15 protein-coding genes and 1 pseudogene are annotated in these 12729 nt (G+C 63.9%); 9 read left to right on the top strand and 7 right to left on the bottom strand.

Annotated elements, in window-relative coordinates; genetic code table 11:
- Positions 1 to 39 precede the first annotated feature (39 nt).
- Entirely contained in the window at positions 40 to 522 is a 483-nt protein-coding gene (locus tag ACFWZ3_RS02915) for a pyridoxamine 5'-phosphate oxidase family protein (RefSeq protein WP_439706297.1), read from the top strand.
- A 106-nt stretch (positions 523 to 628) separates the two neighbouring features.
- Here ACFWZ3_RS02915 and ACFWZ3_RS02920 read toward each other — a convergent pair whose 3' ends face one another.
- From ACFWZ3_RS02920 to ACFWZ3_RS02930, 3 genes are all read right to left on the bottom strand, one after another.
- Positions 629 to 952 (bottom strand): hypothetical protein, encoded by a 324-nt coding sequence (locus ACFWZ3_RS02920; protein ID WP_439706298.1) that lies wholly within the window; start codon positions 950 to 952, stop codon positions 629 to 631.
- Positions 953 to 1473: 521 nt separating this feature from the next.
- Complete coding sequence (locus ACFWZ3_RS02925) at positions 1474 to 1638, bottom strand: hypothetical protein (RefSeq protein ID WP_439706299.1); 165 nt, start codon at positions 1636 to 1638, stop codon at positions 1474 to 1476.
- 150 nt (positions 1639 to 1788) lie between these two features.
- Positions 1789 to 2865, bottom strand: a complete 1077-nt coding sequence (locus ACFWZ3_RS02930) for a GGDEF domain-containing protein (RefSeq protein ID WP_439706300.1) — start codon at positions 2863 to 2865, stop codon at positions 1789 to 1791.
- A gap of 253 nt (positions 2866 to 3118) precedes the next feature.
- Between ACFWZ3_RS02930 and ACFWZ3_RS02935 the strand changes: the two genes are divergently transcribed.
- The 4 genes from ACFWZ3_RS02935 to ACFWZ3_RS02950 all read left to right on the top strand — a co-directional run bounded on the left by ACFWZ3_RS02935 (position 3119) and on the right by ACFWZ3_RS02950 (position 7164).
- The gene (locus ACFWZ3_RS02935; RefSeq protein WP_439706301.1) at positions 3119 to 3898 is read left to right on the top strand and encodes a class I SAM-dependent methyltransferase; all 780 of its coding nucleotides are present in this window, start codon (positions 3119 to 3121) and stop codon (positions 3896 to 3898) included.
- Between the two features lie 242 nt (positions 3899 to 4140).
- Positions 4141 to 4488: a hypothetical protein gene (locus ACFWZ3_RS02940; RefSeq protein WP_439706302.1), complete on the top strand. Its 348-nt coding sequence runs from the start codon at positions 4141 to 4143 to the stop codon at positions 4486 to 4488.
- A 554-nt stretch (positions 4489 to 5042) separates the two neighbouring features.
- A complete protein-coding gene (locus ACFWZ3_RS02945; RefSeq protein WP_439706303.1) occupies positions 5043 to 5570 on the top strand; it encodes a hypothetical protein in 528 nt (175 codons plus the stop codon).
- Between the two features lie 871 nt (positions 5571 to 6441).
- Positions 6442 to 7164, top strand: coding sequence for an rRNA pseudouridine synthase (locus ACFWZ3_RS02950; RefSeq protein ID WP_439706304.1), 723 nt, complete (start codon positions 6442 to 6444; stop codon positions 7162 to 7164).
- A gap of 12 nt (positions 7165 to 7176) precedes the next feature.
- Here the strand turns inward: ACFWZ3_RS02950 and ACFWZ3_RS02955 are convergent, their stop codons facing one another.
- Complete coding sequence (locus tag ACFWZ3_RS02955; protein ID WP_439706305.1) at positions 7177 to 7647, bottom strand: DUF1456 family protein; 471 nt, start codon at positions 7645 to 7647, stop codon at positions 7177 to 7179.
- A 257-nt stretch (positions 7648 to 7904) separates the two neighbouring features.
- Here ACFWZ3_RS02955 and ACFWZ3_RS02960 point away from each other — a divergent pair.
- Positions 7905 to 8105: pseudogene (locus ACFWZ3_RS02960) on the top strand (restriction endonuclease); the annotation flags it as partial.
- A gap of 82 nt (positions 8106 to 8187) precedes the next feature.
- The gene (locus ACFWZ3_RS02965) at positions 8188 to 8607 is read left to right on the top strand and encodes a transposase (RefSeq protein ID WP_439706306.1); all 420 of its coding nucleotides are present in this window, start codon (positions 8188 to 8190) and stop codon (positions 8605 to 8607) included.
- Positions 8608 to 8618: 11 nt separating this feature from the next.
- On the opposite strand, the gene ACFWZ3_RS02970 is transcribed toward ACFWZ3_RS02965, so the two are convergent.
- The 3 genes from ACFWZ3_RS02970 to ACFWZ3_RS02980 all read right to left on the bottom strand — a co-directional run bounded on the left by ACFWZ3_RS02970 (position 8619) and on the right by ACFWZ3_RS02980 (position 10789).
- Positions 8619 to 9182, bottom strand: a complete 564-nt coding sequence (locus ACFWZ3_RS02970; RefSeq protein WP_439706307.1) for an imm11 family protein — start codon at positions 9180 to 9182, stop codon at positions 8619 to 8621.
- Positions 9179 to 9805, bottom strand: a complete 627-nt coding sequence (locus tag ACFWZ3_RS02975; RefSeq protein WP_439706308.1) for an AHH domain-containing protein — start codon at positions 9803 to 9805, stop codon at positions 9179 to 9181. Before ACFWZ3_RS02975 ends, ACFWZ3_RS02970 begins: the two co-directional genes overlap by 4 nt.
- Before the next feature lie 297 nt (positions 9806 to 10102).
- The gene (locus ACFWZ3_RS02980) at positions 10103 to 10789 is read right to left on the bottom strand and encodes a transposase (protein ID WP_439706309.1); all 687 of its coding nucleotides are present in this window, start codon (positions 10787 to 10789) and stop codon (positions 10103 to 10105) included.
- A 170-nt stretch (positions 10790 to 10959) separates the two neighbouring features.
- Here ACFWZ3_RS02980 and ACFWZ3_RS02985 point away from each other — a divergent pair, with 170 nt between their 5' ends.
- Positions 10960 to 11568: a hypothetical protein gene (locus tag ACFWZ3_RS02985; RefSeq protein ID WP_439706310.1), complete on the top strand. Its 609-nt coding sequence runs from the start codon at positions 10960 to 10962 to the stop codon at positions 11566 to 11568.
- 305 nt (positions 11569 to 11873) lie between these two features.
- Entirely contained in the window at positions 11874 to 12725 is an 852-nt protein-coding gene (locus ACFWZ3_RS02990) for a DUF3883 domain-containing protein (protein ID WP_439706311.1), read from the top strand.
- Positions 12726 to 12729: the final 4 nt, after the last annotated feature.

A 12729-nucleotide genomic window follows, 5' to 3' on the forward strand; every position in this document is an offset into this window, starting at 1 on the left:
CAGGCTATAGAAAAACGCCCCTTCCGCGGAGAATCCGCCATGGCCGATGCAGGCGAGCTGAAACAAAAGTTCTGGAACGCCGTCAAGGACGATCGCACCGTGATGCTCGGGCTGGCCGATGCCCACAGCCACCCGCGTCCGATGACGGCAATGATCGAGGGCGACGAAGGCGGTCCGGTCTGGTTCTTCACCGGCACATCCACCGAACTGGGCGCGGTCGTGTCCGCGCCGGCACCGGCGTTGCTGACGCTTTCCTCCAAGGGACATGACGTCTTCGCGACTGTCCACGGCAGGCTCTCGCGCACTTACGACCGGGCCGTCATCGATCGCCTGTGGAACCCCTTCATCGCCGCTTGGTACGAAGGCGGCAAGGACGATCCCACACTAGTGCTGCTGCGCTTCGATCCGGCCGATGCCGAGATCTGGCTTGAAGGCTCCAGCCTGGTCGCCGGGGTCAAGGCGATGCTTGGCGTCGATCCGAAGAAGGACTACCAGGACAACGTCGGCCAGGTCCGGCTCTGAGCGGAACACGGTTGCGGGCGAGGCCGCCAGGTCCCGCCTGGCTCGGCGATCCGCCGCCCCATGCCCGTAGCCTGGCTTGACGCGGCGAACCTTGCCAGTGGAAACGTCAGCCCCGAGAAGAAATCGCCGATCTGCGGCCTGCCCGGGCCTGGCCCAATGGCAGGCGGTGCAGCCGCATCGCCGCCAACCCAAGCAGGGTCGCGCCGCCAAGCGTACGCCGGAACGGGCTGTCCCCTTCGACAAGTTCCAACCCCGCCCACCAGGCCAGTGTCGCGTCACGCAGGAGCGGCAGGACGAAATGCCCGGAACCGGTGGACAAGCGCGCCGCGACCGCCAGCGCGCTCCAGGCGAGCATCGGCCCGTTGGGAGGTTGCGCCACCACGACGCGGCCCTGGCGATCGGTGATGAAGCGGCGGAGTGCCGAGGACATGGGCGGCTCCCGAGCGGGCAATCAGGTTGACACCGTGACCGCTCAGGAAAGGTGATCGAGCGCTGGCGGCACCGGCGGCCACGGCCGCAGCACGCAGCAAAGGAATCGCCGCAAAGCAGGGGCGCGCACCTGTCAGCGAACCACGCTTCGAGCGTACACGGCTCGTTCGGAGGCGCTTCGTGCATTGACGACACGTCCGGTATCGCCTCGTTGCGCGCCGCGTGCGCTCGCGCTTCTATTGCCAACGCAAAGCGCGCACCATCTCGCGGCTGCTGCCGAAGCACAGTGGCCGGTCAAAACAGTTCGCCCCGGAAAGTCATCGCTGAATCTGCCGTCCGCCAGGCGCAGTTGCCAGGCCCAGGACGGCGTGCTTTGAACCGTCATCCGTCCGGGTAGGCTGCGCAGGCGCACCTCCCGCCGGATGAGACGGTGAGATCACCGGGCGTACCGCGATGGCACGTGCGTCGGGTTGAGCTCGGTGCATCCGTAAGTGGTCCTCGGCTCGCTGCCCCGTTCCCTGTTCAAAGGGCCCCGGCGACGTCCGCCCGACGAAAGCTCATCCCGGTGATGTTGTTTTCAGCGATGCTTTTATCCAGGGCTTTCTTCGCGCCTTCGTTGACGAAACGCTCATGCGAGAGTTCCTTGCGTGCAGCCATACGTTTGCCAGCGGGCAGAAGCGTTGGCACGCGCTCGGCACCCGGACTCTATACCGGCCCACGACTGAAAGCGGGGGCGTCGGTGGCACGTGCTACCCGAGCTGCCCTGGCACCCGCCAAGGTGCATCTGACCAGGTTTTATGCGCCAGGTTGAGTTCGGTGTTTCGACCGGTATTCGGCTTATTCGCCGGACGACGCCTCCACCCGATTGCCGCCCTGCTCCTTGGCGCGATAGAGCGCGCGGTCCGCACGCTGCAGCACGGTGTCGAGCGTGTCATCAGGCTGGATCATGGTTACCCCGAACGAGGCCGTCACCCCCTGCACGGGCGCCACCGGCAAGCCGGCGATGACCGAACGCAGGCGTTCGGCCACCTGCGATAGGCCGGACGCGTCGATGTCGGGCACGAGCGCCAGGAACTCCTCGCCTCCCCAGCGTGAGATGCATTCGTCTCCGCGCAACAGGTCTTTGCAACCACTCGCCACCGCCTGCAGCACCCGATCGCCCACAGGATGGCCATAGGTGTCGTTGATCGCCTTGAACCGGTCCAGGTCCAGCATGATCACGCCGGCAGGCGCGTCCCGGTCCAACGCTTCGCGCAGCCTCCGTTCGCCGAGCAGCCGGCTCTGGGCGCCCGTCAGCGGATCCCGATGAAGCAGCATTTCCATCCGCTGCCGCTCCGTCGACAAGCGCCGGATCTTGCCGGCCAGTCCACGCTGCACCGGCAGCAACACGACGGCCATGATGCTGACCGGTCCATACGCCATCAAAAGATCCGTGCCGCGCGCGGACCACAGTTCCTCGCGATGGAACAGCAGATAGACCAGCACCGGCAACGCGATCGTCGTCCAGCCGAGCGCGGCCAGGACAAACGCAAGCCGGCCGGGGACGAAGATCATCAGCATGACCAGGAAAACCACGAACAGCGACGACACCGGCGGCAGGGTGTCGACCAGCAGCGTACCGGGCGTCAAGGTGGCCTGCAGCGTGTAGAGCCAGGCCGGCGCCGCAAGCGCCAGCCCTCCGGCCACCAGCGCGATCCGGGCGATGCTGACGATCCATTGGGGACGCCGTGTCAGGGCAATAACCAGGCCGGCGTACAGCGCGCTGATCGTGGGCGGCACGATCAGGTCCATCGTCTGATGGACCGGGGCCATCCAATGGATCGCGGTGGCGCAGATCCCGCCCAGCAGCGCCAACGACAGCATGAACAGCACGGCCATCCGTGCATAGCGATCGTCAATGTCGGGCGCTTGCATCCGGAAGGTCCGAGAAGTCCGCTGGCGAGTGTAGAGGAGGCCGCCTTGGCAGACGGGCGTTTTCACGCGGGTACCCGCGGTTATCGGCAGGGCGGGCGTGCACTAAAGCGAACAATGGGACGGGACGCGACCAACGGACCCACGCCCAGCCGACGCGGCTACGGACGTCGGGGATGGCCGGGGAGTAGGCTTGGATGCCCCCCCCCCGGAGGTCCACGCCATGATCCGCCGTACCTGCCAGCTGTTCCCGTGGTTGATCAGCGCGCTGCTGGTCGGCCTGCATCCCCTTGCCGTTGCCGCCGAACCCGCCACGCCCGCCGCCATCTCCCTGCCGCAGGCGGCCGCGGGTAGCTGGCGTTCGGGCGCCAACAAGGCGCGTGACGCCTACCGCCATCCCGTGCAAACGCTGGAATTTTTCGGTCTAAAGCCAGACATGACGGTGGTGGAGCTGGCGCCAGGCGGCGGCTGGTATACGGAGATCCTCGCGCCCTACCTGGCCGCCCACGGCCATCTGGTCGAGGCAACCGCGCCGGGCGCCAGTGCGTTTGCCGCCAAGCTCAAAGCGGCGCCGGCGGTGTACGGAAAGGTCGGCCCCCTCATCGACTTCGCGCCACCGGAGCAGGTGCGGCTTGGCCCCGACGGGACTGCCGACATGGTTTTGACCTTTCGCAACACGCACGACTGGCTCAACCAGGGGCCGGATACGCTTGCCGCGGTGCTCAAGGCCGCGTTCGCCGTGCTCAAGCCCGGCGGCGTGTTCGGGGTGGTCGAGCACCGTGCCAAGCCTTTTGCCAACGCACAGCAAAGTTCCCGCACCCTGCATCGCATTCCCGAGGACTACCTCATCGGACTGGCCTTGAAGACCGGCTTCCGCCTCGATGGCGTCTCCGAAATCAATGCCAACCCGGCTGACCCGGAAGACGTCAACGTCCACCGCCTCCCACCCAACCTCGCCGGCCCCGATGGCGAGCACAAGAAAATGCAGGCCATTGGCGAATCGGACCGGATGACACTGCGCTTCGTAAAACCGTGACAGGCGCCAATAAGCCAAGAGCAAAGCGGGTCGACGCTTTCCCTGATGATTGCCTTGCCACGCTTCATTCTTGATTCGATTGGCACAGGTGATTGCAAAAGGTAGCGTTGGATTGCTGGGAGGCCTGCCGTGGCATCGAAGCATACCGTGTCCTTCTGGGAGCTTTCCCGCTCACGCGGCTGACCGGCTTTCCTCGCGCTAAAGTGCCGCAATCGAACCCTAAAACCTCCAAGGACGAGTACATGGACTGCCCTCCCGACGCGCCGCCCGCCTTCTCAGCCAGCCGCGGCCGCCCGGCATGGGTGTCGCCTGTCACCCACGCGGGGGTGCGCTACGAGCAATTGGAAAGCCCGGCCGCCGCTGGGCTGCCGCCCGGGGGCTATGTCGTGGCCACGAGGGTCGGCTCCGGAGAGCGCCTGTGGATCAGTTGCGTGTACCAGTCACATATCGAGCCCCACATCGAAGCCGACGTGCAGTGGACCTTCTTCAAAAGTATGCGGCTGGACGCGGCCCTCAATGAGTTGCTGGTCGAGAACGGGAAGGGACACACGTATCACGTCGACCTGGGCGACGGCCGGGTGCGCAAGTAGCGGGAAAAGGGAGCGTGGCTGATCCCCCTTCCCCTATGACCTGACCTTGCAGCTGCCGATCTGCTCCGCCCGTTTTCGGTTTCACACTGCCAGACCCAGATCGCCTCCCCACCACCGTCTGCCGCATCCGCGGCCGCTCGCCGGCTTGCCAGAGCAGCACTTCGCGGCGGGCGCCAAAGCGCGAATGCTGGGCCATCTTTTTGCGCCTAGCTGTCGGCGGGGACATCCCTACGTTGTCGGGAAATTGCACTCGAGCTCGGGTTTGCACGGCCCATAAGCCCCGCAATGGTCGTGGCGATGGCCCGCAACGCTCGACGGAAGCATGCCGTGCCACGGCGCGTCGCGCCCCCGCGTTCAAAGTTTTCCTTCTTGCACCTTACGGCTTAGGTACGAGCCCTTCTCGCTGCGAGAAACGCCGAATGGACGCGCAACACCGACGAGGCCTCGGAAGCTCCCGGTGGCGCCAAGCACCCAGGCGAAGTAGCCTGCCTCCAGGCGAGTCCGTCACACCCGCCGTCCCGCGCCCACGGCGCAGATCTCATGGAGGACCGGACATGCTCGCGAAGAAGCACATTTGTGTTGTTGCCTTGTGCCTGGCCACGGTTGGATTCCAGTCCGAAGGGCTGGGCGAGCCGGGCCCGTCGCCCACAGGTTCGCCGTATCCACAACAAAGCAGCCACAAGGAACCGGACACAGCTCTCCGCCACGGACTGAAGCGCAATGACCTCACGACCTTGCGCTACCGGGACACGACCGGCAAGTGGAATAACCGCACCACGGAGCTGTGGAACGACGGGATAACTACGCTGCCGGAATTGAGAGAAAAACTTGCCGAAGAATGGCAGCGCCTGGGTGTCCCGGCCGAGCAGGCCAAAGTCATTGCCGCGGCCTTTCGCGGGAGCGATCGTCGGATGGTCCGGAACGAACCGCTGAAGGGAAAAAGCGCAGAGGATGTGGCGGCGATGATGCAATCGGCGCTTGCGTCCAAGGATTACCGCCAGGCCAACCTGCTGCTGATCGACTACGAGCGCACCCAGCTCAACCTGGACCAGATGGATACCTCCACGCCCGGCCCTCGATAACCCCTTGAAGCGACCTGGTCACTTCCAGCACCCCATTTGAATGCGGAGGACCTTGGCTCGACGGGCGAGGTCCTCCGACCGCCATCTCTGCCCCCCCGGGGCGCCTGGCTCTAGCTTGGTCTCACACCGCGGGGCCCGGATCGCCCTCCACCACCATCTGCCGCATCCGCGGTCGCTCGCCGACCTGCCACAGCGGCACTTCATGGCGGACGCGGTAGCGCAGCGGTCCGCCTGTTGCCTCACTGCACGACATGCTGAGCGATACCTGGCGGGTCGAGCCTGGGTTGGCGGCATGGGTGTTTAGCAAGACGAAGGGGCCCGAATGCTGGGCCATCCCTTTGCAGCCAAAAGCACGCGGATGACGCGTGTCGGTGGCTGGCCGTGTACCTTGATCTTTTTCATTCCTGCGCCTCCTCCTCGGCGTGGCTTTCAAGAGCACTGCATTCAACCGACGGAGGACGCGCGTTCGATTCGACATACGGTTTTGCAGGTGTCTGGTGGTGGATCGCCGCACTGGCGCTTTGTATGCAAACCCAAGTCAGAGTGCACTTTTCGCTTGATCCGTGGGCGGCCGGCCGATCCTGGCAGGCCCAGCGCGGCGCCCGAGCTGCGCCCGATGGCAGCGTGGAAGCGACCTGGGCCGAGGGCGTGTTGCCGCTGTAGGGGGGGCTTAAGCGGTCAGAGCCGCTGCTTGTCAGGCAGAACGGGCTCTGGCCCCGCTAGTTTGCCGGCCGCGCGTCGGGCCCCCACGCATAGGACGAGTCTTAATTTAGCCACGTCCTTTTTTTCTACGCACGTTCGTCCAGCGCCTGCATCAGCGCTGCTCCATTCGATTGCTAGACTGGGCGCCCTGATGCCCCGGCGCTGATTCATGCCCGATCCGGTTCGACTGGCCACATACCTGGCCGACCTGGCGCGCTGCTCACGCAGCGAGGCCGAGCAGTACATCAAAGGCGGCTATGTGTCGGTCGACGGGCGCGTGGTGGAAGATCCCGCATATCCTGTGTCAACGCAGGTCGTTGCACTCGATCCCGCCGCGCAACTGGAGGCCGTCGAACCGGCCACGATCCTGTTGCACAAGCCGGTCAGCTATGACGCGATCAAGGGCCACAGGCCTGCGGCGAGCCTGGTGCAGCCGGGAACACACTGGCCCGACGATCCTTCAGGCGTGCGGCTGCTCGATCGCCACTTCCATCGACTGGTGCCGCTGATGCCGCTGGACACCGAGGCGAGCGGCTTGATTGTCCTGACCCAGGATGGCCGCGTGAGGCGCCAGCTGACCGAAGACCGCGACGAGATCGAACAGGAGTTCGTGGTCGAGGTCAGCGGCCAGATCGCGCCCTATGGTTTGTTCAAGCTCAACCACGGCCTCCAATTTCGCGGCCGGCCGCTGCGACCGTGCAAGGTCAGCTGGCAGAACGAGATCCGCCTGCGCTTCGCGCTCAAGGGCGTGCAGGAAGGGCAACTGCGCGACATGTGCTCGCAGGTTGGCCTGGGCGTGGTGGCGATCCGGCGCATCCGCATCGGCAAGGTGCCGCTGGCCAAGATGCCCGTGGGCGCGTGGCGCTACCTGCCCGCGGGCGAACGCTTCTGAAGCACGGGCGGCTTAAGAGCCGCGCACACGCAGCGTCAGGCCCTTGAGGAAATTGCGCAGCAGCTGGTCGCCGCATGAGCGGTAGTTCTTGTGCCCCGGTTGCCGAAACAACGCCGACAGTTCCGGTTTGGACACGGGCAACCCCGCCTCGGCGAACACCTCGTGCATGTCCACGTCCTTGAGCTCGAAGGCCACCCGCAGCTTCTTCAGCACCACGTTGTTGCTGACGCGCTTCTCCACCGGCCGCGGCGGCACGCTCTCGTCCCTGCCGCGAAGGTAAAGGATCAGCCCGTCAAGGAAGTGGGCGAGCACCTTGTCGTTGCACGGCCGAGACCCGGGCTCGTCTTCCTTCAGCAGGAAGGCGCGCACGTCGTCCTTTTCGACGGCGAAGGACGGATCGGGCAGTCCGATGATGTCGACCACCTTGTTGTCGCTGAGGTCGAGCATGTAGCGGATGCTGCGCAGGATGTCGTTGTTGATCATCGATCGCCAGGCGGTTGGGGCAAGCCTGCAAGTCTATGGGTGGAGCAGCGGTAAAGCACCAAAAGCCGCGTTCCGGGGCCGGTCAGCGCGCACTTTCCGAGGGCGAACGGATGAGGCTGAGCCGCCCCCCCCCCTGACCTAGTTGTCGGTTTGAATGTCAGGATTCTTCAACCGAGGGTACTTTGGCCACGTACTTGGGGACGGCGGCAAGAGCCACGAGCGAGGCTCCCCATTTAGCCGCCTGAGGACCACTTGGCCTGGCTTCCTACCTCGGGGCAAAAGGCCGCCGACACTTGCTCGAAACGCAGACAGGCCTGGACAGCTTAAGCGCGCCAAGTTGGCGCCAGTTCGAACTGCTGGCGGGTGAGGCGTTCCGGCGACAGGGCTACACCGTGCAGGAAGCCGGACTGAGCAAAAACGGTCAGATTCATTTTCGCCCACACACGGGCGCGCGATAGCTGTGCGTCCGCATCCGTCTGACCCGACAGACGAACGCAGTGCCTGTGCCCATTCTCACGACCTTTAGATGAGGAAATGGTCGTGGAACGGCGACCAAGATTGGATCTGCCAGAGATCCCGCAACACGTGGTACAGCGAGGGAACGACCGCAACGCCTGCTTTGGCGCGCCGGTCGACTATGGCCGTACCTGCAGGAGCTGCGTGGGCGGCGACCAAACACGCCTGTGCCATCCATGCGTACGTGCTAATGACCAACCATGTCCATCTTCTCGCGACGCCGGCCGAGCCTGGTGCGATATCGCGCATGATGCAGGCGGTGGGACGGCGCTACGCGGCAGTTTCAATGCGCGTTACCGACGCACCGGCACCCTGTGGGAAGGTCGCTTCAAGGCCGCCCTGGTCGATACCGCAAGCTACGTGCTGGCGTGCTACCGCTACATCGAACTCAACCCCGTGCGGGCGATGATGGCGAACCTGACCCCGTTTGCGCTTCGCGATTGATCAGACCATCCCTAATTCCAGCGCCTGAAGTCCATACCGCTGATCTTGTTTGCCGCGATGCGTTCTTCCATAGCGATTTTCGCGGCGTCGTTCACGAAGATACGCCCGTGAATGGCGGGCTCGACGAAAATGGAGGGCGCTGACGGAACTAGTCGCTCAATAAAGACCGGCTCCTCAACGTACGGCCCATCGAACTGCGATTGCTCGCGATCGAGGCACGACACTACATTCGTGACGTTGTAGTAGTACTCGGTTTTACCATCGACATCGATCTCCAAAAGCTGCCCGAATTGCGCCAGGAGGTCGCCAAGGCAGGTACGTATTTTGTCGTTGACAACCAGGCCGCTTGCGGTAAACGGACTGACGTCCGCGCGGGGAGGAAGTTTTCTGCGCCCCTCTTTCGGCAACACCGCAAGCCTGGGACGATCTTTCCAGTAAAGCGGTTGCCCCGGCGTCTTGTTGTCGAATTGCTGCCAGAACGATTCGGACAAATCCGGATCAAACTGCACCTCGGGCGACGGACCGACCCATGCAGCGGTGTTCGTTAGGAAATTCGTGATTTCCCAGACGCTCATCGTTGATGCTCCCGCAAATATGGAAAGGTGCCGTTCAATATTTTCCGCCTGATCGATTTCAACGCGTCTCGACCGACTGCCGTGTCGGCGCCATTGGTCTTCGCATAGGTATCAAGCCTTCGAAAGACAGCCATGTGGTAAACATCGGTATGAATCGGCCGATGCTTGATCGCATTGGAAAGCGAGGCCACTACCGAACGCTTGTACGCCGGAAGATGGACTCCATTGTCCTTATCATTGATCGCGATGCGCCATCGGAAGAGCAACCTTCTCGAGGCGTGGGCGGCCTGAGCCTTGAATGCAACGATATGGTGGGCCTCAGTTTCACCCACCGGTTTCGGATCACCGGCGGCAGCCATATTGGCCGCGAGCAGCGCGGAAGGCGCGGAAGTCGTGGCGAGCTCTGCCATTGCCGCCACGAGAAACATCTTCTCCGACAGCTCTGAAATGGTTTCTCCGTTCTCGTAGCGAATGCCCTGCTTTATTTCGTTCAGCCACTCCATGTTTCCCACTTTGTAGGCCAAAGCAGGGTTGATCTGATTCAGGGCGATCCGCATGTCGACCGAGTGCGTACCGAATTTCCTGAACGGATCGACGCTTTTCCCTGATGATTGCTTTGCCATATCTCATTCCCTGATTCGATTGGCGCAAGTGATCGCAAAGGGCAGCGTTGGATTGCCGGGCTGCCTGCGGTGGCACCGAAGCATACCGTGTCCGCGCCAGCCAAAGGCACCAAACCGCGACCACTTGGCGAACGGGGTCCTTGGCGAACGGGGGTCTGGCGAACGGGGTCAGCTCACTCTGACCCTGAGGTTTCGAGGGCTTCTATAGCCGTAAACGGCTGCATCAGACATTCGGCTACCGAACGCCAGCTAGTGTTGATGACGAGGCCATGAGGGGCGAAAGGTGCCGGGGACAATTCAGCGGACGGGTTGACGTCCCACGGGCCTCAGTCCGGCGAAGCGGCCCGTGCGGGACTCCACCCAGGCACGGAAGCGATCCGTTCCCAAAGCCTTTTGTTGCGCGAGGTAGCTGCGGATCTCGCTGACAAGTTCCTCGGGCAAGGTTTCCCTAAACAGCTCCCGATACGCGGACGCACGCCCCGGCAAATCCGATCCCAGGGCCAGATACTCCGGATGCTGCATTAGCAGGGGATCGATCCGCTCGCCGACGTTGGCGGCATAGCTGGACCATGGATACTCCGACGGGTGGCTTACCATCCACGCACGTACCGGGTTGAGTTCGATGTAGCGGCTACACGCCAGGAAGTAGCGCCCCGAATCGACCAGGCACGCCTTGTAGCGCCCCTCCCACAGCGTCCCGGTACGCCCGTGGCGCCCGTTGAATAGCCCCACGTAGTTCCGTGAGAAGGTGTGCATCAACCGGGACACCGCGCCCTTCTCCGTGGGCGTGAGCAACAGATGCACATGGTTGCTCATCAGCACGTACGCATGCAGCCTGCAGCGAAAACGCACCAGCGCCTGGTGCAGGCACTGCAGGTAGCGCTGCCGATCCGCGTCATCCAGAAAACATGGCAATCGATTGTTGCCCCGCTGCACGACATGCTGCGGAATCCCAGGGAGGTCGAAGCGGGGAAGTCTCGCCATGCGACCAGCATCTCCACATCCCCTGAGCGCCACCATCGGGGGAAGCCGCAGCGGCTCTCAGCCCATCGCCCTCCCCGTCGTCAGAAATTGTCCCTGGCACCTTTGTTTGCGACACCCTTATTGGCGACATCCACACGCAGCAGCAACGCGACTTCGAGATCCGCGGCTTCGTGAACGCCTCGCAAGGCCGCATTGACGCCCGCGTGCACCAGACCAGCCGCTTCAGCAGTACCCAGGCAATCGAGGTGCAAGGTCCCCAATGGGGGCTTTTCAGCGCCGAGAAGTTCTACAAGCAGGACATCTCGCTCGCCAGCACCCTTGAGCAGACGAGCCGCCGCGCGATCGGAACGCGGGTGATCAGCTGGGACCGCACGAGCATCAGCTACCCGCTGCAGATGGTCTACCGGTTGGCAGCTCATGTAGTCACCGGGGACGGCTGGGACGTCGACCTCCACCGTACCAACGTGAGTATCCAGCAGAGTCGCGTGGTGGACGGCGATCACTACAAGCCAGGCTTCGGCCACTACACCACGCATGCTGGCGCACGCATGTATTCCGTCCGCAAGGGTGGCAAGGAACAGACGGACCCACGCTGGGAGAGCTCCACCCTGCGCAACTACCGCGACAACTTCGGCAGCTGCTACCACGGTGAGTTGGCCGCCCGGGACGATGCCATCGTACTCATGTCAAAGGGCGACACCTGCCCGGATGGCCGCAACCAGGTGCGCTGGTTCGCGCACCCGGACGGGTCGCCGGACTCCCTCGGCTGGTGGCGCTGAGTGCGGGCTCAGGCCACGCGAGGTCAGGCCGGTGCGCCGGCCTGACTTGCGCGCACCCCGTTGGGGCGCGCCCACCCCGCGTCCGGAACGCGAGGCGCGGGCGTAGTCGGCAGCCTTCGTCAAACGTCCGCCGCGGCGGGCCAGCGCGCAGGACGAGGCTTGATTAGTCACGTTCCCTTTTGCGGCGGCCTAGCAGCGAATGCTTGACTCCCTCCACCTCCTTTACCTCGACAACTGAACGCGACCCTGTTCTCTGGCAAAGGGCAGTTCGTTACGCTTGACCTTGGACCCAGGGGGACAGGCGCGTGGCAAAGGGCGAAGACTGGTCACGGCTCGAGGTTGAGGCCTGCGTTGCCGACTACCTGACGATGCTGACGCTGGAGCTCAACGGTCAGCGCTACAGCAAGACGCAGCACGCCAATGCGTTGCTCGAGAAACTCGACGGCCGCAGCCGCCAGTCGCTTGAGTTCAAGCACTGCAATATCAGTGCGGTAATGCTGGCGCTGGGTTTCCCGTACATCAATGGCTACAAGCCGCGCGGCAACTTCCAAGGCATGCTGCTGGAGGTGGTCGAAGCCCAGGTTCAGACGCGCATCGCGCTCCAGGAAGCCGCCCAGGCAGCAGTGCTGCGCCCGGCGATGGCGGTGGCGCAAGCCGACAACGACGCGGTGTGGGTGGATGTGCCCAAGCCGACCCGCGTCCGCGAAGCGCCGGCCCGCTATGCACCACGCTTCTCGCCCGCCAAGCGGGACTACCTTGCCCAGGAGGCGCGTAACCGCTCCCTCGGCCGTGCAGGCGAATTGTTCGTGCTGGAATTGGAAGCGCGCCGTCTGCACGCCGCCGGCAAGAAGGCGTTGAGCGAGCGGATCGAACACGTCGCCGCTACGCAGGGGGACGGTCTGGGATTCGATGTGCTTTCGTACGAGGAAAGTGGCCGCGAGCGGCTGATTGAGGTCAAAACCACCGCCTTCGGCCAACTGACGCCTTTCTTCGTGAGCCGCAATGAGCTGGCGCGGTCTGAAGCGGACGCAGAGCGCTATCACCTCTATCGTGTCTTCGACTTCCGCAACAAGGCGCGGCTGTTTCGGTTGCCCGGTGCGATCGGTGCGTCCTGCACGCTCGAGGCCAATACCTACCTGGCTCGCCTAGGCGAGTGACCCC

It is taken from the genome of Frateuria sp. GZRR35 (genome assembly GCF_051900415.1).
Taxonomy (GTDB): domain Bacteria; phylum Pseudomonadota; class Gammaproteobacteria; order Xanthomonadales; family Rhodanobacteraceae; genus Frateuria_A.